This is a genomic window from Parerythrobacter lutipelagi (assembly GCF_005434975.1).
GTDB classification, from domain to species: Bacteria; Pseudomonadota; Alphaproteobacteria; order Sphingomonadales; family Sphingomonadaceae; genus Parerythrobacter_A; species Parerythrobacter_A lutipelagi.
Window position 1 is genome coordinate 981045 of the sequence record NZ_SKCJ01000002.1, and the last position, 17970, is coordinate 999014.

General features: G+C 60.3%; 17 protein-coding genes. 8 read left to right on the plus strand and 9 right to left on the minus strand.

Going from position 1 to position 17970, the window contains the following annotated elements; translation table 11 throughout:
* Nucleotides 1-14: 14 nt before the first annotated feature.
* From E0502_RS13045 to radA, 3 genes are read right to left on the minus strand one after another with little or no spacing between them, the layout of a single operon-like run.
* Entirely contained in the window at nt 15-455 is a 441-nt protein-coding gene (locus E0502_RS13045; protein ID WP_240049087.1) for an iron-sulfur cluster assembly scaffold protein, read from the minus strand.
* A 3-nt stretch (nt 456-458) separates the two neighbouring features.
* Complete coding sequence (locus E0502_RS13050) at nt 459-989, minus strand: CvpA family protein (protein WP_137678423.1); 531 nt, start codon at nt 987-989, stop codon at nt 459-461.
* Between the two features lie 13 nt (nt 990-1002).
* A complete protein-coding gene (gene radA / locus E0502_RS13055; protein WP_137678424.1) occupies nt 1003-2367 on the minus strand; it encodes a DNA repair protein RadA in 1365 nt (454 codons plus the stop codon).
* A gap of 70 nt (nt 2368-2437) precedes the next feature.
* Here radA and E0502_RS13060 point away from each other — a divergent pair, with 70 nt between their 5' ends.
* Complete coding sequence (locus E0502_RS13060) at nt 2438-4753, plus strand: patatin-like protein (protein WP_137678425.1); 2316 nt, start codon at nt 2438-2440, stop codon at nt 4751-4753.
* A 133-nt stretch (nt 4754-4886) separates the two neighbouring features.
* On the opposite strand, the gene dnaJ is transcribed toward E0502_RS13060, so the two are convergent.
* Together dnaJ and dnaK are read right to left on the minus strand one after the other, a co-directional pair.
* The gene (dnaJ, locus tag E0502_RS13065; RefSeq protein ID WP_137678426.1) at nt 4887-6017 is read right to left on the minus strand and encodes a molecular chaperone DnaJ; all 1131 of its coding nucleotides are present in this window, start codon (nt 6015-6017) and stop codon (nt 4887-4889) included.
* A 69-nt stretch (nt 6018-6086) separates the two neighbouring features.
* Nucleotides 6087-8018, minus strand: a complete 1932-nt coding sequence (dnaK, locus tag E0502_RS13070) for a molecular chaperone DnaK (protein ID WP_137678427.1) — start codon at nt 8016-8018, stop codon at nt 6087-6089.
* A gap of 163 nt (nt 8019-8181) precedes the next feature.
* Between dnaK and E0502_RS13075 the strand changes: the two genes are divergently transcribed.
* The 3 genes from E0502_RS13075 to E0502_RS13085 all read left to right on the plus strand — a co-directional run bounded on the left by E0502_RS13075 (nt 8182) and on the right by E0502_RS13085 (nt 10494).
* On the plus strand, nt 8182-8667 hold the full coding sequence (locus E0502_RS13075) for a copper chaperone PCu(A)C (RefSeq protein WP_137678428.1): 486 nt from the start codon (nt 8182-8184) through the stop codon (nt 8665-8667).
* A gap of 11 nt (nt 8668-8678) precedes the next feature.
* Nucleotides 8679-9194, plus strand: a complete 516-nt coding sequence (locus E0502_RS13080; RefSeq protein ID WP_137678429.1) for a vgr related protein — start codon at nt 8679-8681, stop codon at nt 9192-9194.
* A gap of 139 nt (nt 9195-9333) precedes the next feature.
* Complete coding sequence (locus tag E0502_RS13085; protein WP_137678430.1) at nt 9334-10494, plus strand: PrnB family protein; 1161 nt, start codon at nt 9334-9336, stop codon at nt 10492-10494.
* 39 nt (nt 10495-10533) lie between these two features.
* Here the strand turns inward: E0502_RS13085 and E0502_RS13090 are convergent, their stop codons facing one another.
* From E0502_RS13090 to hrcA, 3 genes are read right to left on the minus strand one after another with little or no spacing between them, the layout of a single operon-like run.
* The gene (locus tag E0502_RS13090) at nt 10534-12282 is read right to left on the minus strand and encodes a DUF885 domain-containing protein (RefSeq protein ID WP_137678431.1); all 1749 of its coding nucleotides are present in this window, start codon (nt 12280-12282) and stop codon (nt 10534-10536) included.
* The gene (grpE, locus tag E0502_RS13095; protein WP_137678432.1) at nt 12282-12869 is read right to left on the minus strand and encodes a nucleotide exchange factor GrpE; all 588 of its coding nucleotides are present in this window, start codon (nt 12867-12869) and stop codon (nt 12282-12284) included. Before grpE ends, E0502_RS13090 begins: the two co-directional genes overlap by 1 nt.
* Nucleotides 12870-12881: 12 nt before the next feature.
* A complete protein-coding gene (hrcA, locus tag E0502_RS13100) occupies nt 12882-13922 on the minus strand; it encodes a heat-inducible transcriptional repressor HrcA (RefSeq protein WP_137678433.1) in 1041 nt (346 codons plus the stop codon).
* Nucleotides 13923-13998: 76 nt separating this feature from the next.
* Here hrcA and rph point away from each other — a divergent pair, with 76 nt between their 5' ends.
* Complete coding sequence (rph, locus tag E0502_RS13105) at nt 13999-14712, plus strand: ribonuclease PH (RefSeq protein ID WP_137678434.1); 714 nt, start codon at nt 13999-14001, stop codon at nt 14710-14712.
* Nucleotides 14709-15338 (plus strand): RdgB/HAM1 family non-canonical purine NTP pyrophosphatase, encoded by a 630-nt coding sequence (gene rdgB / locus E0502_RS13110; protein WP_137678435.1) that lies wholly within the window; start codon nt 14709-14711, stop codon nt 15336-15338. The genes rph and rdgB overlap by 4 nt, the downstream gene beginning before the upstream one ends.
* Here rdgB and E0502_RS13115 read toward each other — a convergent pair whose 3' ends face one another.
* Nucleotides 15339-15866: a CAP domain-containing protein gene (locus tag E0502_RS13115; RefSeq protein ID WP_161593781.1), complete on the minus strand. Its 528-nt coding sequence runs from the start codon at nt 15864-15866 to the stop codon at nt 15339-15341.
* 54 nt (nt 15867-15920) lie between these two features.
* On the opposite strand from E0502_RS13115, the gene hemW reads away from it, so the two are divergent.
* Together hemW and E0502_RS13125 are read left to right on the plus strand one after the other, a co-directional pair.
* Nucleotides 15921-17072: a radical SAM family heme chaperone HemW gene (gene hemW, locus E0502_RS13120; RefSeq protein WP_137678437.1), complete on the plus strand. Its 1152-nt coding sequence runs from the start codon at nt 15921-15923 to the stop codon at nt 17070-17072.
* Nucleotides 17069-17965: a tyrosine recombinase XerC gene (locus tag E0502_RS13125; protein ID WP_137678438.1), complete on the plus strand. Its 897-nt coding sequence runs from the start codon at nt 17069-17071 to the stop codon at nt 17963-17965. The genes hemW and E0502_RS13125 overlap by 4 nt, the downstream gene beginning before the upstream one ends.
* The last annotated feature ends 5 nt before the right edge of the window (nt 17966-17970 follow it).

A 17970-nucleotide genomic window follows, 5' to 3' on the forward strand; every position in this document is an offset into this window, starting at 1 on the left:
ATTGTCACGCGGCTCTAGCGAGGCTGCCCAGAATTGGAAAGCGCTGCGAGTGCGGCCTTCCACGGCAGCAGGATGGCATCGTGACGGCCCCTGTGTTCGCGGGCCGGTTGCAGGATTTCCAGCCCCTGCCAATCAGGCAAATCATCGGTACCCGCCAGCCAGATTTCCAGGCTGTGTACTGTGCGGCCTATATCCGATCCGGTTCGTCCTTTCGCGCCGCGCGCGAACAGGGAAGCCGCTGCTTGCCCGATGGCACAAGCCTTCGCCTGCAGACCGAAGTCCGCGATGCCGCCGTCCCCGTTTACGTTGCAGGCAAAAACCACTTCGCTGCCACAGGTGCGCGACCGCGCGTCTCCTCGCCACTGAAAATCGGCAGCAAGCGGATAGATGGCAAGCTCGACGGCGAGCGAGAGTATGTTTGGAGTGTAGAGCCTGGCCAACCCGCTATCGGGCATGGTTCACTCGCCGCTTTCTGCGGCTTCCTGCTCTGCACGGAGGTAGATCCGGCGTTCCTGAATCATCTGGACCAATGCCTCGCTCGACGCATTGACTACAGGATAGGTTCGCGCAGTCGTTATCCACGCCGGTCGTCCGGCAATACCCCAGACGGTATCGTAACCCAGCACCAACATCGAAAAAGCGATGACCACGATGATCGCACCTTTGATCGCGCCAAAGCCGAAACCCAGAACCCGGTCAATCGGACCCAGCAGCGACTTGCGCGACGCATCGCCAGCCCTGCCAGCGATGAGTTTCATCGCGGCGTACGGGATCAGCAGGAGCAGGACGAATGCGAGAATCGCAGTAGCGGTGCTGGCGCCAGTGTACGGCGACAGTGCAGTATACAGCGGTGTATGCAGATAGTGGATGGCGAAGATTGCAAGGAACCAGGAGGCGAGCGACAGCACCTCCTGCACAAGACCGCGCATGAAGCCGCCAACAGCCGCCACACCGACCACTATCAGCACAATGATATCGAAACCTGTCATATGCCGCGCAGAATTAGTGGGAAGCCATCACCCGGTCAACGAGATTGCCCAATTGTCTGATACCGTGATAATTTATCCCGTCTGAACTGTCCGCATCTTGCGGACCCACACCGAATCCGAATCCCAGTTTCGCCGCCTCGCGCATCCGCAGCCCCGCATGCGCTACAGGCCGAACTTCCCCGGCAAGCGAGATTTCACCAAACCATACGCTTTGCGGAGGCAGAGGCTTGTCAGCGAGCGCAGAAACGAGCGCTGCTGCGACTGCGACATCCGCCGCCGGATCGGACAAGCGATAGCCGCCCGCCACATTGAGATAGACTTCAGCCGAACTGAAGTTCAGTCCGCAACGCGATTCCAGAACCGCCAGCAGCATCGCTAGCCGTCCGTTGTCCCACCCGACGACTGCCCGGCGCGGAGTAGCGCCGCTTTGAAGACGCACGATCAGGGCCTGCACCTCGACGAGAACCGGCCTCGTGCCTTCCAAGGCGGGGAAGACCGCACTTCCCGCGAGCGGCTCATCCCTGCCGGACAGAAACAGCATCGAAGGATTTTTCACTTCCTCCAGCCCTGCCCCGGCCATTGCGAAAACGCCAATTTCGTCGACTGCACCAAAGCGGTTCTTGAGCGCTCGCAGGATCCGGTACTGGTGGCTGCGTTCGCCTTCGAAGCTCATCACCACATCGACCATGTGTTCCAGCACGCGCGGGCCGGCTATATTGCCGTCCTTGGTCACGTGGCCGACAAGGACCATCGCGACCCCGTTTTCCTTGGCGTAGCGGATCAGCTCAAACGCACAGCCCCGGACCTGACTGACCGTGCCCGGCGCGCCTTCGATCGTGTCGGAGTGCATGGTCTGGATCGAATCGATGACCAGAAACGCAGGCGCTTCCATCGCGTTGAGGCTCGTCAGTATGTCGCGCACCGAAGTCGCTGCGGCGAGCTTGATCGGTGCATCGGCCAGACCGAGCCGTGATGCACGCAGCCGAACTTGCCCGGCGGCTTCCTCGCCGCTTACATAAACAGTTTCTCCGCCATTTTTTGCGACCCGCGCCGCAGCCTGCAACAGCAAAGTGGACTTGCCGATGCCGGGATCGCCCCCCATCAGGATCGCGGAGCCCGGCACGAGCCCACCGCCCAAGGCCCGATCAAACTCCTCCAGGCCGGTTGTCTGTCGCTGCAACGGAGCGCCCGGCATATCGAGCGGCTCGAAAGTGACCTTGCGCCCTCCGCTCGACAGATCGTGTTTCTGCGAAAACACCGTTGCCGGAATGTCTTCCGACAAGGTGTTCCATTCCGCGCAGTCGGGGCACTGCCCCTGCCAGCGGTGCGATACCGACCCGCAGGCCTGACAGATGTAGCGTTTCTTGGGCTTCGCCATGGCGCACTGATAAGCGGAACATTTGAGGAACGCAATTGCGTTCATGCCATTTGCCCGCCACAAGGTGGTTATGCGCCAAAAAGAACTCCGTATTGCCCTCGTTTGCTACGGCGGAGTGAGTCTGGCGATCTATATGCATGGCGTGACGAAGGAAGTCTGGAAGCTTGCCCGCGCCAGTCGCGGGTTTCACGCCGGAGAGCCGCGAGACGAAGGCGTTCAGGGCGTCTATCGTGACTTGCTTGAGCATATTCAGGCCGAGAAGGACCTGCGCCTCAGGGTGCTGCCCGACATTCTCTCCGGAGCAAGTGCGGGGGGCATCAACGCCGTATTCCTCGCGCAGGCAGTACACTCGGGCCAATCGCTCGAACCGCTAACCGATTTGTGGCTCGATGTGGCGGACGTCGACCGACTGCTCGATCCCGATGCACGGCCGGTGTGGCGGTTTGCGAAATTCTGGGCGCAGCCGATTGCATGGTGGTTGTTCAAGCGTCCGGGAAATGTCGTTTCCGAGACGGTTGCGCCTGAAACCCGCGCTGAAGTGCGACGGAAGGTGTCTCACTTTGTCCGAGGTCGGTGGTTCCAACCCCCGTTCTCGGGCTCCGGCTTCTCCCGCCTGTTGTTCGATGCGTTCAAAGCGATGGCAGATGGTGCCGAGGAACTTCCTCTGCTTCCGCCAAACCACCCGGTCGATCTGTTTGTCACGACAACTGACTTTCGCGGGCATCTCGAACTGTTGCGGCTAAACAGTCCGCCGGTCGTTGAGGAGACCGAACACCGGATGCCGGTTGCGTTCGAATCGATCACTCCGTGCGAAGGCGGTGCGGCTCTAGCCAACCCCCTTGAACTAACTCTTGCTGCGCGAGCGACGGCCAGTTTCCCTGGTGCATTTCCCCCGCTCCGGCTCGCAGAGATTGACGCACTGGCGCAGCAACAGGGCATGGAGTGGCCTGAGAGGGAAGCGTTCCTTGCCCGGATAATGCCGGGCCATTTGCGCGATGGGCGGGAAGGTGACGTTTCGCTGATTGACGGTTCGGTGTTGGTCAACAAGCCGTTCGATGGCGCGATACGTGCGTTGCAAGGCCGCCCTGCCCAGCGCGAAGTCGACCGGCGGTTCGTCTATATCGATCCGCGCCCCGACAGGTTTGGATCGCTGAAAGAGAAATCCGATGATCCTGTTGGATTTTTCGGGGCAATCTTCGGCTCGCTATCGACCATACCGCGCGAGCAGCCGATCCGCGACAATCTTGAAGTTCTTGACCGCCAGTCGCGCGAGGCTGCGCAATTGCGGCAGATGATCACCGCGCTTCGCCCCGAAGTGGAAACGGCGGTGGAGAAGCTTTTCGGGCGGACCTTGTTCCTGGACAAGCCAACGCCGAAGCGCCTCATAGCATGGCGCAATCGGGCGCAAGTCGCCGCCGCAGATGCTGCGGGCTTCGCGTTCCAGTCTTACGCCCAGGCCAAGTTCACCGCGATCCTCGATAATCTCGCCGACCTGGTTCTTCACGTCGCGCCGGAGCTCGGGCTGCCCGATTCGTCACCGATTGCAGAGGCATTTCGCAGAGTTCTGCAAGATCGCGGGGTTGTCAGCCTGGCGGGGGCGAAAGGCGGCGCGAGCGAGGAAGCCATCGCCTTTTTCCGCGCCCATGATCTGGGATTCCGGGAACGCAGAATGCGCTTGCTGGCAAGGCGACTGTCCCGCGATTGGGATGCCGACCCTGACATTGATGATGCTGCCATCGATGATGCCCGGTCGGTTATCTACGAGATCTTGTCGCTATATTTCGACCGCGACATCGCAGGAACACTGGGCGCGGATTTCCCCACTCTGGCGGCAAACGTGCTGGAAGAGCCGGAGAAAGTTCTCGATGCGCTGGCGGAAAGGCGATTGCTGCCTGAAGTCGACGAGGAAGCAGAAGCTAAGCTGGCCGATGCAATGGACAAGATGCCGAAGAACCTGCGGCGAAGGATGCTGCTGACCTATCTCGGCTTCCCGTTTTACGATGTCGCAACCCTGCCCCTGATGCGGCATGAAGGGTTGACTGAATTCGACCCGATCAAAGTTGACCGGATCAGCCCCGATGATGCGCGCTCTATCCGGGAAGGCGGCACGCGGGCCACTTTACGCGGCATCGAATTCTATAATTTCGGCGCGTTCTTCAGCCGCAGCTATCGCGAGAACGATTATCTTTGGGGCCGTTTGCACGGTGCTGAACGGATGATCGATCTGGTGTGTTCGACGGTCGAGCAAGGTTTCGACTATGAAACCTGTCGCCAGTTCAAGCGCCGCGCATTCCATGCGATCCTTGACGAAGAAGTCGATCGACTTTCCACCGACCCCGGCCTGCTGCTGACCATCCGCAACGAAATCGAAGCGCGATTGGGTTAGAGGCCTTTGGCAGACCGCTACGGCAGCTTGCGCCCATATTGTGGCACGCACGCTGCAGACGCACAGGTGCGCCGGTCAACTTCAATTCTGCCAGGATTATTCGGAAATGTGACCAGCTCCTACGAAGTCGAGTCTAGGCGCCGAATGCTTCCTTCAGCTTGTTGAAGAAGCCGCGGCTTTCAGGGCACTCGTCGCCGGTTTCAGTCTGTCGGAACTGCTCGAGGATTTCCCGCTGCGCTTTCGACAGCTTGGTCGGGGTTTCAACAGAAATTTCGACAACCATGTCACCGCGCCCGCGCCCCTGAAGGACCGGCATACCGGCACCGCGCACGCGCAACTGCTTGCCCGACTGGATCCCGGAGGGGATATCGACATTGTTTGTTTCGCCCGAGAGGTCGGGGATATCGACACAACCGCCCAGTGACGCTGTGGTGAAACTGATCGGCACGCGGGTCAGCAAGGTCGTGCCTTCGCGTTCGAACACGGTGTGCGGCTTCACATGCACAAAGATGTAGAGATCGCCGGGCGGTGCGCCGCGTGGTCCCGCTTCGCCCTTGCCTGAAAGGCGAATGCGTGTGCCGGTATCAACCCCGGGGGGCACATCCACTTCAAGCTTTACGGCCTTGTCGACCCGCCCTTCTCCGCGGCAGTCACTGCAGGGCTTCTCGATAACTTCGCCGCGTCCATGGCAATTGGGACAAGGGCGTTCGACGACGAAAAACCCCTGCTTTGCGCGAACCTTGCCATAGCCGTTGCACAGGTTGCAGCCGCGCGTACCGGTGCCCGGTTCAGAGCCGGAGCCGCTACATGTGTCGCAGCTTTGCGAGACTTCGATCTCGATTTCGGTCGATTTGCCATGGAAGGCTTCCTCGAGCGAGATTTGCATGTCGTAGCGCAAGTCGGCTCCGCGGCGCGGACGCTGCTGGCCGGTCGCGCCGCTAAATGCGCTGCCAAAGATGGTTTCGAATATGTCCCCGATATCGCCGAAATCCTGGCCGCCAAATCCGCCGCCTCCGTTCCCGCCCATCCCTTGCTGGAAGGCGGCATGACCGAACTGATCATAGGCAGCGCGTTTTTGCGGATCTTTCAGAACCTCGTAGGCACCACCGATCGCCTTGAACTTGGCCTCTGAATCGGCACAGCCCGGGTTGCGGTCAGGGTGAAATTGCATCGCCAGCTTGCGATAGGCGGATTTGAGCGTCCGCTCGTCCGCGTCGCGGCTGACTTCGAGCAAGTCGTAAAAATCGATTTCGGCAGAAGACATGGTGTGATCCCAAACCTAACCGCCGCCGAGGCGATCTGCTTCGGCGGCGGTCTGGTCTTTCATCGGGCCTCAGCCCTTGTTGTCTTCGTCGACTTCGGAGAATTCGGCGTCGACCACTTCTTCGTCGGCATCCGAGGCGGCGCTGTCTGCATCTGCCGCATCATCGCCCGAAGCGGCGTTAGCTTGCTCTTTCTCGTAAATCTGCTGACCCATCTTCATGGCAGCATCGGTCAACGCCTGTGCCTTCGCATTGATCGCATCGACGTCGTCGCCTTCGAGAGCGGTCTTGGTTTCAGCCAGCGCGGTTTCGATCGCCGACTTGGTTTCGTCGTCGACCTTGTCCCCGTGCTCGTCGAGCTGCTTCTGCGTGGCATGGACCAGACTGTCGGCCTGGTTGCGGGCTTCCGCCTGCTCCTTGCGCTTCTTGTCCTCCTCGGCGAACTTTTCGGCATCCTGCACCATCTGTTCGATGTCGGATTCGTTGAGACCGCCGGAGGCCTGGATACGGATCTGCTGTTCCTTGCCGGTGCCCTTGTCCTTGGCGCTAACGTTCACGATACCGTTGGCATCGATGTCGAATGTGACTTCGACTTGCGGCACGCCGCGCGGGGCAGCCGGAATGCCGACCAGGTCGAACTGACCGAGCATCTTGTTGTCGGCCGCCATTTCGCGCTCGCCCTGGAAGACCCGGATCGTCACGGCCTGCTGATTGTCTTCAGCGGTCGAGTAGGTCTGCGTCTTCTTGGTCGGGATCGTCGTGTTCCGGTCGATCATGCGGGTGAACACGCCGCCCAGCGTCTCGATGCCGAGCGATAGCGGGGTCACGTCAAGCAGCAGCACGTCCTTCACGTCGCCTTGCAGCACGCCGGCCTGGATCGCAGCGCCCATGGCTACGACTTCATCGGGGTTCACGCCGGTGTGCGGCTTTTTGCCGAAGAAGCCCTCGACGATTTCGCGCACCTTGGGCATGCGGGTCATGCCGCCGACGAGGACAACTTCGTCCACGCCGGACTTTTCGATCCCGGCATCGGCCAGCGCTTTCTTGCATGGTTCAAGCGTGCGCTTGATCAGGTCGCCGACCAGTTGTTCCAGTTTCGAACGGGTGAGCGTTTCGACCAGGTGAAGCGGCGTAGTGGCGCCGCCTTCCATACGGGCGGTGATGAACGGCAGGTTGATCTCCGTCTGAGCTGAGCTCGACAGTTCGATCTTGGCCTTTTCCGCCGCTTCTTTCAGACGCTGAAGAGCGAGCTTGTCGGTCTTCAGATCCATGTTTTCCTTCTTCTTGAACTCTTCCGCGAGATATTCGACGATCACGCCGTCGAAATCCTCACCGCCCAAGAAGGTGTCGCCATTGGTCGATTTCACTTCGAACACGCCATCGCCGATCTCGAGGATCGACACGTCGAACGTACCGCCGCCAAGGTCATAAACAGCAATGGTTTTGCCATCTTCCTTGTCCATTCCGTAAGCGAGTGCCGCAGCAGTCGGCTCGTTGATGATGCGCAGGACTTCGAGGCCGGCAATCTGGCCGGCATCTTTGGTTGCCTGACGCTGTGCGTCGTTGAAATATGCCGGAACGGTAATGACCGCCTGAGTCACGGTTTCGCCAAGATAGCTCTCGGCCGTTTCCTTCATCTTCTGGAGGATGAAGGCAGACACCTGGCTGGGCGAGTAATCTTCATCGCCGGCCTTGACCCATGCGTCGCCGTTCTTGCCCTTCACGATGTTGTAAGGGACGAGCTTCATGTCCTTTTTGGTCATCGGATCATCGAACCGGCGACCGATCAGGCGTTTGATTGCAAACAGCGTGTTGTCAGGATTGGTCACTGCCTGGCGCTTGGCCGGCTGACCGATCAAACGCTCACCGTCTTTGGTGAAAGCAACGATCGAAGGCGTCGTGCGCGCGCCTTCCGAATTCTCTACGACTTTCGGCTTCCCGCCGTCCATTACGGCGACGCAGCTGTTGGTTGTCCCGAGGTCGATACCGATAACTTTGGCCATTATTTCCCCATTCGTCTTTCAATGTTGGACGCTGCGCAGTTCGCTCCCCGTGGTGGCGGAGCAGCTCGGCAGCTCGAATATGTTGGCGATATAGGTGCGGTTTTTGTTGGCACAAGGGACGCGGGGGGCTAGTTTTTGCGCTGAAACCGGGAGAATCCGAAACATGAAATCGATCAGGACATTCGCCATCCTAGGGGCTGCAGCGTCTTTCAGTCTTGCAGCTTGCTCGGAGGGGCCGCGGGAAGATTACAATCCGGAAGCGACGAAGAAAGGCGAACGGCTCACTGTCGAGAATGCACGGATCATGCTTCCGGCGGTCGATGGCAACCCGGCAGTGGCCTTTTTCGATCTGACCTATGCAAGCGGCGGTGGTCCGACCGTGAAGTCAGTGGAAATCGACGGTGCTGGCAGCGCGGAAATTCACGCGACCGATACCATCGACGGCAAGACCACAATGGGCGAAGCAGCGCCGATCACGCTATGGCCGCGCCAGACGCTGTCATTCGAACCGGGCGGCTACCACGTGATGGTCATGAACCCTTCTGAAGACATCAAGGCCGGTGCGGAAACGAACATGACGGTGACGCTCTCCAACGAAGAGACAATTACCGTTGCAGTGCCGATCCAGGCCGCCGGGGAAGATCGCTGACCGAAGGCGATTTGCCACACAGCGAAGGCGGATTTTGCCCGGTCGGGGGTGAGCGTCCGCTTACGCCGGGCGAGATCGCTTTGGCCCGGTCGATCTTCGGAACGGAAATCGATTATGCGCCGGTCCGGATACGGCGCCGCAAGTGGATTTTCTTCCAGCCGAGCAAAGTCACGATGGCACCGCTCGGCCATTTGCATTTCCATCCCCGCAGTCAAAACTATTGCGATGACTTCGCAACCGCGTCGATCCACCTCCAGGGGCATTTCATCCACGAGATGGTCCATGTTTGGCAGGCGCAGAAATTCGGCCGCTGGTGGCTGATTTTCAATCGCTTGCCATGGGAGCCTTATGAATACTCGCTGCGTCCGGGCTTGCCGCTCAATCGGTATGGAGTCGAGCAGCAGGCAGAGATCGTCAAACACGCGTTTTTGTTGCGCAACGGGATGAAGGTCGCCGGGGTAGCCGATGCATCGGCTTACGATCTCCTGGTGCGGTTTTCCGGCACCCGACCGGTTGCTGGCGGATAGCCATGCAGGGCAGAAAGAGCGGTTCGTCGTTGGCTGCTCAAATACCATTGCCGTAACGTAACTTGCCCAAAACGGTTTCAGTTGATACCGCTTCGCCGTCCGGGCGGCCCAACCCGCGCCCGGCCAACGAGTCCTCAACATGGAGATCAAGAATTACGGCATGTCGCGTGAGCGCGGCTATCTTTCGCATTATGAAATCGACGAGGTCACCCTGCCCGCACGCTTCGACGGCGTAAAACAGGCAGCGGGCAATCTCTCCGGTTTGCTGTCGACCGGCCGAGTGAGGCACTGGCTCGATGATCTGGCCGATCCGGTGCTCGAGGAATGGGCACTGGACGCCCCTGAAGAGGAAGTGCGCACCGCGATGGTGCATTATTCCTTCCTCGTGCAATCCTATGTCTGGGGCGAGCCCGAGGCTCCCACGTCACTTCCGGCGAATCTGGCGCGCCCGATGGCGGCAGTCGCGGACAGGCTCGGACAAGCGGCGCTTCTGCCCTATTCCGGCTATGTGCTCGACAATTGGGCGCGGCTCGATAAATCCGGCCCGATCGCCCTCGACAACATCTACATGTATCAGAACTTCCTCGGCGGTGACGACGAGAACTGGTTTGTCATGATTCACGTCGCGATCGAAGCAGAGGCTGGCGTCTTGCTCGACAATGCAGCAAGACTGGTAACCGCTGCGAGCAATGGCGACGAAGCGGAAGCAGAGCGCCTGCTGATCGAAATGGACGCCGCATGGGAGCGGATTTACGAACACTTCGCCCGCATGCCGGAACGGTGCGATCCCTATATCTATTTTCACCGGGTCAGACCCTACATTCATGGCTGGGCAAACAATCCCGCGCTCGATGGCGGGCTGATCTATGACGGGGTGGAGAAATTCGGCGGCAAACCGCAGGCGTTCCGCGGCCAGACCGGGTCACAAAGCTCGATCGTTCCGGCGATGGATGCGCTGTTTCAGGTCGGGCATTCAGCCGATCCCTTGCGAAGCTTCCTCGATGAGTTGCACGACTATCGACCTGTACAGCATCGCCGCTTCATCGAAGACCTTGCAGCACAATCGACCCTGCGCGATTTCGTGACTGCGAGCGGCAAGCAGAGCCTGAAAGACGCGTTCAACGCCTGCCTCGAGCAGTCCGCGCGGTTCCGCACAAGGCATCTGGAATATGCGGCGAGCTACATCAACAAACAGGCTGGCAGCATCGCCGGTAATGATCCGGACGTTGGCACCGGTGGAACACCGTTCATGAAATATTTGAAGAAGCACCGAGACGAGAACCGCGCGCAACTTGTTTGATCAAGCCGGGGCCGCACTCGGCGTGCGGCCCCCAATTGATCAGTCGTAGCTCACGCCTGGCAGCCCTTGACCGCCATCGGAAATGAAGGCGTCGATGCGTTCCTCCAGGACAGGCAGCGGGACTGAACCGAGTGCAAGCACCACATCGTGGAATTTGCGGATGTCGAACTTCTCACCCAGCTCTGCCTCGGCTTTGGCCCGGACACGCCGCATGGTCATTTCGCCCAACTTGTAAGACAGGGCTTGGCCCGGCCAGCTGATGTACCGGTCGATCTCGGTTCCGACCTCATGCTCTGACAACGCCGTGCGCGAAGCGAGGTAATCGACTGCCTCCTGACGGCTCCAGCCATAGTGATGAATTCCGGTATCGATCACCAGCCGCACCGCCCGCCACATCTCATAGCTCAGCCTGCCAAAGCGTTCGTAAGGCGTGCGGTAAATCCCCATCTCTTCGCCGAGATACTCGGTGTACAGTCCCCAGCCTTCGCCGAAGCCGGAGAAATAGACCCGTTGCCGAAACGGTGCGGCTTCGGGTTGTTCATTTGCAACCGCAGCCTGAAAACTGTGCCCTGGCGCGCATTCGTGCAGAGTCAGCGCCGGGATGTTGTACAGCGGTCGCGACGGCAGGTCGTAAGTGTTCATCTGGCAGGCATCGTATCCGCCCCGTCCCGCCGTGTAGAACGGTGCTATGGCGGGATCGACTTCGCGGATCGAGAAACGGTGCCGCGGCAGGAAACCGAAATAGTCGCCCAACACGCCGTCGACCCGTTTGGCCGTGTAAGCTGAGACGCCCATCAGCTCCTCTGGCGTCTTGGCCACAAACTGCGGATCGGTGCGCAGGAAGGTGACGAATTCGTCGAGTGAGCCCTCGAACCCGGCCTCTTGCTTCACCTCTTCCATTTCGGCCGTGATCCGCGCGACTTCGGCAAGGCCGATCTCATGGATTTCCGGCGCGGTCAGCTCGAGCGTGGTGTATTGGCGAATTTGCTGTTGGTAATATTCTGCGCCCTCGGGCATTTGCGAGGCAGCCAAAGAGGTCCGCGATTTCGGCAGATACTCGTCCTGAAAAAAGGACAGCAGCCGGCGATAGGCAGGCGTTGCAAAGCGCTGGATGGCCCGCTCCCCCTCATCCTTCAATCGCGTGGCTTCGTCCTCCGCAATTCGTGACGGCATAGCCTCGAACGGCCGCCAGAACGGGCTGTCTTGCGGGCTTTGGACCACATATGCCGCAATCGAAGCATCGCGACCTTCGAGGGTCACCCGCGGGACGCTGAAACCTCGCGCAAGCCCCGCCCGCGCATTCTCGGTATGGTCGCTGAAATAACGCGGCACGTCGCGGATCCGAGAAATATAGGCCTCGTATTCCTCAACGGTGTTGAAGCCCCTGGCGGAGTCGAGATAACTCCAGAAATTGCTGTCGCTATCGAACGGCATTTCCCATTCGCGAAACCTTGTGTCGCCGATCTGCTCTTCCAGCAGGGTGCGCATAACTGCTGCGTCGATGCGCGCGCTGTCGGACAGTTCATCAGTTGGCACAGCGCTCAGCCGGGCCAACAAATCACGATAGAATTCGGCGCGCGCCTGATGTGAAGCAGGGGTCACTTTCCAAAGCCGGGTGGCCGGTTTGCGATTGCCGTTCTCATCGACTTCGCGCCCCGATTGCTCGAGCCCGAAAGCGTAATATTCGTCGCCCAGTTCGGCGATCTGTTCATCATGCGCTTCACCGGCCCACGCAGGCACGGCATACAGTGTGACCGCTGCCAGTACTGCTGTAAGGCCGATGCGCATCAATCGGGTTTCTTTGCGACCCCGACCATCGCGGGCCGCAGCAGGCGATCACGGATCATGTATCCGGCCTGCATTTCCTGCACGATAGTGCCGGGCTCATGCTCGTCGGTCGGGATCTCCATCATGGCCTGATGCTGGTTCGGATCAAGCGGAAGGCCCGCGGCTGCGATGCGGCTGATGCCGTGCTGGCTGAAAACCTTGTCGAGCTCTCTCTGTGTGGCTTCTATTCCGACAACCAGCCCCTTGAACTTGCTGTCTTCGCGCAGGTTTTCCGGCACAGCTTCGATGGCGCGCGCGAGATTGTCCGCCACAGACAGGATGTCTCGGGCGAATCCGGTTGCCGCATAGGTCCGCGCATCGGCGATGTCCTTCTCCGCCCGGCGCCGAACGTTTTGCGCTTCGGCCTTTGCGTACAGAGTTTCCTGCTTGGAAGTTTCCAAGTCATCACGCAGCTGCGCCAGCGCCTCCTCGACGCCGGTTTCGCTGTCCTCCGCCGCGTCGTCCTCGTCTGTGAGGAATTCCTCGGGAACGCCCTTCAGTTCTTGTTCTACGGCTTCGTCCTGCGGCCGCTTTTTGTCGTCGCTCATAGCTATCCGTGTCTATCCGATAAGTTTGCCCAATGATCGGGCTGTGAAGTCCACCATGGGGACGACGCGCGCGTAATTCAACCGCGTGGGACCGATCACCCCCAACACGCCAACCACCTTTCCCTGCCGGTCATGGTAGGGTGAAGCGATTACGGACGAGCCTGAAAGTGCGAACAATCTGTTTTCTGCGCCGATAAAAATGCGGGTCGAATCCGCGTCGCGGGCGACTTCCAGCAATTCAGCGACGGATTGCTTGTTTTCCAGATCGTCCAGCAATGAGCGCACTCTGTCGAGATCGTCGAGCGCACTTTCGTCGAGCAGATTGGCTTGACCGCGCACGATCAGCACAGGCCGCCTGGCCGCGTCCTCTGTCCAGACTGCGAGGCCCCGCTCGACCAGATCCTGACTCGCTTTGTCGAGCGCTGAACGACCTTCGGCAATCTCCTTGTGCATCGCTGCGCTGGCTTCGGTGAGAGTCCGCCCGGCGAGCCGCGCCGTGATGTAATTGCTTACCTGCTCGAGGATGTTGGCCGGCGTGTCGCCGATTTCGACCACCCGGTTCTCGATCCCTCCGTCCTCGCCCACTAGTATCGCCAGCGCCTTGCCTTGCCCAAGCGGGACAAGGGCGATCTGCGCCAGGCGCGGCTCTCGGCTCGGGATCATCACCATTCCGGCAGCACCGGAAAGGTCGGAAAGCATCGAACTGGCCGCCTCCAGCGCCTGTTCGATCGGCCCAGGTGCGGCAAGCCGTGCTTCGATCGCCTTGCGTTCTTCATGGCTTGGCTCGGCAACCTGCATCATTCCGTCGACGAACAATCGCAAGCCCGTGTCGGTCGGCATCCGTCCCGCACTGGTGTGCGGCGCGGCGAGCAGGCCGAGTCTCTCAAGATCGGCCAGAACCGACCGGATCGACGCAGGCGACAAGTCGACCCCGCCCTCGCCCGAGAGCGCCTTCGATCCGACCGGCTGCCCGCTGTCGAGATATCCCTCGACCACAAGCCGAAAGATGTCTCTTGCGCGTTCGTTAAGTTCAGTGACGGGTGGAGTGGGCATAGCGTCAATCTAGTCATTGGCCTCAAAGCCACAAGCGCGTAACGCGGCGCCAACGATTCAGCAAAGGACAATATCCATGCGACCTTCCGGCCGTTCCCCCGACGAAATGCGCGAGATTACAATCGAAACCGGCTTCACCAAACATGCCGAAGGCTCATGCCTCGTAAGCTTTGGCGATACGCGCGTGCTTTGCACTGCCAGTGTTGAGCGGAATGTACCGCCATGGATGCGCGGGAAAGGCGAAGGCTGGGTTACGGGCGAATATTCGATGCTCCCCCGCGCCACCCATACGCGGGGATCGCGTGAAGCGGCGCGCGGCAAGCAGTCGGGCCGAACGCAGGAAATCCAGCGGCTGATCGGCCGCTCTTTGCGGGCCGTGGTCGATCTCAGAAAGCTGGGCGAACGGCAAGTCACGCTCGATTGCGATGTGATTCAGGCCGATGGCGGCACCCGCACTGCGTCCATTTCCGGCGCGTGGGTGGCCTTGCGGCTTGCAGTGAATGGCTTGCTTGCAAGCGGAGATCTGAAGGTCGATCCGATTGCGGCTCAAGTCGCGGCGATCAGCTGCGGGATCTATAACGGCAATCCGGTGCTCGATCTGGACTATGACGAGGATTCAAATGCCGACGCCGATGCAAATTTTGTGTTGATTTCCGGCGGACAGATCGCTGAAGTCCAAGCGACAGCCGAAGGCGCCACTTATGATGAAGAGGGCCTGCTTCGCTTGCTTCGCCTCGCCAATATCGGCTGCGACCGGATTTTCCAGGCTCAGTTGGACGCGGTAAAGTGACCAGAAAGCTCGGCGGCGGCTCGCTGGTCATCGCCACCCATAATTCCGGCAAGCTCAAGGAAATCGGCGCCTTGCTCGATCCCTATGGCCTGAAATGTATCAGTGCCGGATCGCTTGGTTTGCCCGAGCCCGCCGAGACCGGGAAAACCTTCGTGGAAAACGCGCTGATCAAGGCCCGTGCAGCGGCAGAAGCATCCGGGATCGTGGCGCTGGCGGACGATAGCGGCTTGTCGGTCGATGCGTTGGGCGGGCGGCCCGGCGTCTACACCGCCGATTGGGCAGAGCGCCAGTGGTTCGAAGGCGACGCCGGCCGCGACTGGTACATGGCGATGGGCAAGGTCGAAGGCATGTTGCAACAACTCGGCCCGGACATCGATCGGAGCGCAGCGTTTCACTGCGTGCTGGCGATTGCATGGCCGGATGGAGAATACGCGGCGTATGAAGGCAAATGCCCCGGTTCGCTGACATGGCCACCCCGCGGCACACTGGGATTTGGCTACGATCCGGTATTTGTTCCGCAAGGGCGCGAGCAGACTTTCGCGGAGATCGACCCGGAAGAAAAACATGCCATCAGCCACCGCGCCGATGCCTTTGCCAAGCTGGTTGCGGATCAGTTTGGTGGCTGATTACTTGGGGGCAATCGGCCAATCGTAAATGTTCCCGGTCGGGCGATAACGGCAGACAAGGAATTCGTCGCGATCATTGCTGGCGACCGCACACCCGACCTCTTCTGTCCACGGCCAGACGATCTGTGTGTAGTGACCGACGTCGACCCATTTGCCCGTTCGCGAGACATCGGGAAACTTGCCCGGCTTGAAATAGCGTTTTTCGTCGACGAACCGCCCGATCATGTCGCCCGCGGTGAAAGCCCGGTCGGTACCCTGCCAAAGGTTTTCACCCTCGCCCCGCCGGGTACTGGCAGGTGAATGCTCCAAACTGCCCTTGCGCGAGAGGACGACCGCATAGGACCGTGCATCGCGTGCAAGATCGTCCGCCCAACGCAGCGGTTTCGCACCGAAATCGCGCCGTGCGTCGTTGTGCGTCTGCAGCAGTTCCCGCTCGAACGGATGCAAGGCTCCATTAGCCAGCGCGGCCGGAGCTATCACGCCAAGCGCGGCAGACCCGATTGCGAATATCTTTGCGACCCGTCCCATCTGAAGCGGTTTGTGCTTGTCGCGGTTAACACTGCCTGAAACAATAGGATTACCATGGCTCGCGCACTCTACATCCATTGGCCCTTCTGCCTGAAAAAATGCCCCTATTGTGATTTCAACAGTCACGTCCGGGCAGAAGTCGATCACGCCCTGTGGGAACGCGCGATGCTCGCCGACATGCGGCACGAGCACGTGGTATCGGACAGTGGGCCGCTGACATCGATATTTTTCGGTGGCGGAACGCCTTCTCTGATGCCGCCCGGACTGGTGGCGCGATTGCTGGTCGAAGCGGAGCAACTGTGGGGTTTCGACCCTGGCATCGAGATTACGCTCGAAGCCAATCCCTCGTCGGTTGAAGCAGGCAAGTTCGCAGATCTGAACGCTGCCGGGGTGAACCGCGTTTCGCTTGGGCTGCAATCGCTCGATGACAGGACGCTGGGCTTCCTTGGGCGGTTGCATTCGGTCGAAGAGAGCCTTGAAGCGCTTGGCATCGCGCAGCGGGTGTTCGAGCGGGTCAGTTTCGACCTGATCTACGCGCGGCCCAAACAAAGCGAGGCGCAATGGCGTGCAGAGCTTGCGCGCGCCTTGAGCTTCGGGACGCAGCATCTCTCACTCTATCAATTGACGATCGAACCGGGGACACGCTTTGCCACCGATGTTCGGCGGGGCGTATTCTCACCGCTTGAGGATGATCCGGCGGCAGACCTGTTCGCGGTAACGCAGGAAATGACTTCGGCGGCGGGGCTCCCTGCTTACGAAATCAGCAATCACGCAGCGGCAGGGCAGGAGAGCCGCCATAATCTGACCTATTGGCGCTATCAGGATTATGCCGGGATTGGGCCGGGTGCGCATGGGCGCAGGGCGGGCTGCGCGACCCAGCGCCACAAGAAACCGGAGAATTGGCTCTCGGCGATCGAGCAGCACCGCTGCGGCCTGTCGGAAGAGCGCCCACTCGTGCCGGCAGAGGCCGCGACCGAGGCCTTGCTTATGGGGTTGAGACTACGCGAGGGGATCGACCTGACAGCACTTGGCCAGCGATTCGATCTCCGGCGCGATGCACTGGTCGATCAGGAGCGGCTCGACTTCTATCGCAACCTCGGTTTCGTGTGGGAGCGCGGCGGAAGGATTGGCGCCACTCAAGCCGGTATGGGCGTGCTCGACGCGCTGCTGGGCGAGTTGGTCGCCAGCGATCTGGTTGCTTCGTGACGGAAGCGGATTTCCTTGAGGCATGGCGGGAACATCTGACCGACCACCGCCATCGATCGCCGCATACGGTGCGGGCCTACCTGTCGGCGGCATCACGCCTGCTGGCATTTCGGAAGTTCGCCAGCTGGGGCCAGATCACAGCAATCGACGGGCCCGAACTGCGCCGCTATCTCGCGCGGCGGCGCGCCGATGGTCTGGGCAACGCTTCGGTGGCGCGAGAACTTTCCGCGCTGAAGGCCTTCATTGCCTTTGCCGGGCAGCAGGCTGGACGACACGATGCCACAGCCCCGCGTCTGCGCGGTCCGCGCCTGAAGAAGGGTCTGCCCCGCCCGGTGTCACCAGACGATGCGCGCAATGTGGCCGAGATGGTATCCGCGCTTGGACAGCAAGACTGGATCGGCGCGAGAGATCGCGCGGTTCTGTTGTTGCTGTATGGCGCCGGTTTGCGGATCGCAGAGGCCCTATCGATCAAAGGTGGAGATTTGCCACTGGGTGAAACGCTGTCCGTGATTGGCAAAGGGCGCAAGCAACGAATCGTTCCGATTCTGCCGATCATTCGCGAAGCGGTGGAAGACTATGTCGAGCGTTGCCCGTGGCCCCTGTCGAAAGACGGTCCGGTTTTCGTGGGCGTGAAAGGCGGGCCGCTCAATCCGGGGATGATCCAGAAGGCAATGGCGCAGGCACGCAAAGCGCTGGGCTTGCCTGCAACGGCGACACCGCACGCGCTGCGGCACAGCTTTGCGACCCACCTGCTGGGTGCTGGCGCTGACTTGAGAAGCCTGCAGGAATTGCTCGGCCACGCGAGCCTTGGATCGACGCAGATATACACCAAGGTCGATACCGCAACGCTGCTGGATAGCTATCGCAACGCCCATCCGCGCGAAAAGAAATAGCCAGA